General features: G+C 41.2%; 1 protein-coding gene. It reads left to right on the top strand.

Annotated elements, in window-relative coordinates; all coding sequences use genetic code 11:
* Window positions 1-219: 219 nt before the first annotated feature.
* The coding region (locus tag H5202_RS20835; RefSeq protein ID WP_182773745.1) for a S8 family serine peptidase at window positions 220-2,314 on the top strand (2,095 nt) is incomplete at its 3' end.

Raw genomic sequence — 2,314 nt, 5'->3', positions numbered from 1 at the left:
CAACATCAATCACAAACTCGCACATACTTATTAACAATTGATTACCGACTTCTTAAGTTTCGGTGTTACTTTTGTTAAACTTTTGTGCTATAAATGCTACTGATGTGCCATTGAGTGTAGCAAAAAACCGAAAATATTATAAACACCATCACTTATTATTTATTGTGTTACAGCGATATCTCCCTCAAATTGAGTGGTGTCTAAAACAAGGAAGAAGTTGTGAAGACAAAATTAGCATTAGCCATTTCGGCTGTATTAGTCTCTGGCGCTTGTTTTGCAGAACCTGCAAATAAGTATAATACAACTAACCAAGCAAACGATGAGTATGCTGGTTTAAAAGTCAGTAAAGAAGAGAAACAATCCACCGTTTCAGCTTGGATGATCAAACTAAATACTCAATCAGTATCACAGCAAGCACGTTTATCTAAAGTCTCATCAACACAAGCTTCTATTTCAGTTCAAGAATCACAGTCTCGTGTATTAAGTGCTATTGAAAGCTTAGGCGCAGACATTCAAGTTGTGGGCCAAACGTCGAAACTGGTTAACTCAATTTTAGTTAAAGCAGATAAAAAACAATTAATATCTTTACTAAAGAATTCAGACGTTGCAGATATTTTGCCTATCTATGATTACGAGTTAGATGTTGCCGATAGCGCTGATTACATTGGTGCAACAGCGGTTATCGAAGCAGGTATAGCTTCTGGTAAAGGACAAAAAGTAGCGGTATTAGACACAGGCGTTGATTACACTCATGCAGCATTAGGCGGCTCTGGTGAAATAGCTGACTACCAAGCTGCTGTCGCTGCACAATCTGAAATGCCAAACTGGCCTCAAGGTAAAGTTGTCGGTGGTTACGACTTTATGAATGACGACCCAAATCCAATTGATGTCAGTACCAACCACGGTACTCATGTTAGCCATTCAGTTGTTGGTATTGCACCAGATGTTGAATTGTATGTTTACTCTGTATGTAATTCTGGTTGTCCAGGTCTTGCTCAGCTTTATGCGTTAGAAGCCGCCATGGATCCCAACAATGATGGCGATATTTCTGACCGTGTGAACACGGTTAACATGTCGTTAGGTGGTGATTTTGGTGATACTAAAGGCGGTGCAGTACAAGAGCTAATTGATGAAATGGTTGAGTTGGGCGTAAACCTTGTGATTTCTGCAGGTAACGATGGTGCGACACCATTTGTTGTTGGCGGTCCTAGTACATCGAATAATGCTTTATCTGTTGGCGCAATGACTCACCCGACAACACCCGTTGGAAAAATTGACGCTTCTGCTGCTGGTGTTGAACTAGAAGCATACGGGGCTGGTTTTAATACCACTAACGCATTTTCTTTTAACAACACAACTGCGCCATTGGTACTTCCTACTGAAAATCTAGATGGTTGTGTTGCATTTGCTGCTGGAACAGACTTTACAGGTAAAACTGTAATCATTGATCGTGGTGGCTGTGCATTTACTCAGAAAGTATTGAGTGCTCAAGATAAAGGTGCCTCTTTTGTCATTGTTGCCAATAACGTAGCTGATGATGGAGCATTTAACATGGGTGGTAGTGATCCAAAGGTCACTATCCCTGCTGTAATGATTTCAAAAGAAGAAGGCGATGCATTAAAAGCTGAACTGGCTAAAGGTGATGTTGTTTTCTCTATCACTTCAGTTGAAGTGACAACTGCAGGTGCTATTGCGACATTTACATCTCGCGGCCCATCAATTGCAGGCACATTAAAGCCTGAAATCACAGCTCCTGGTACGTCTATCATGACCGCTCACCCAGGTTTAGGCGACGGCTTATCTCCAATCAGTGGTACATCTTTCTCTAGCCCTATTACGGCTGGCGCAATGAGTATTGTAAAAGAGGCACTGCCAAATCGTAGCGCGCTTGAAATTAAAGCCACTATGATGAACGCGGCAAACTTGAATGTTACAGTTGAGCCTATCGCATTAAATGCAGATGCAGAATTAGCACCAATCAGCTACATCGGTGCCGGTCTGGTTGATATTGAAAAATCTATCAACTTGCCAGTTGTCGCTTATGATAAAGATACCATGCAAGCTGCTTTAGCTTTTGGTCTTGTGTCATTAAGTGAAACTGCGTCAATGACGAAAACCATTTCTGTGAAAAACTTCTCTGCAGAAGCGAAAACTTACACATTAATGGCAGAACAACGCTTCCAGAATGATATCGATTCAGCGGCTGTTACATTTGATATGCCAGCAAGTATCAAAATTCCTGCCGGCCAAACGAAAACATTTGACGTAACGGTTACAATCGATCCGACTAAGTTACCAGAATGGACATTAACAT

It is taken from the genome of Shewanella sp. SG41-4 (assembly GCF_014164505.1).
Taxonomy (GTDB): Bacteria; Pseudomonadota; Gammaproteobacteria; order Enterobacterales; family Shewanellaceae; genus Shewanella.
This window is presented reverse-complemented; position numbering and strand designations above follow the sequence as displayed.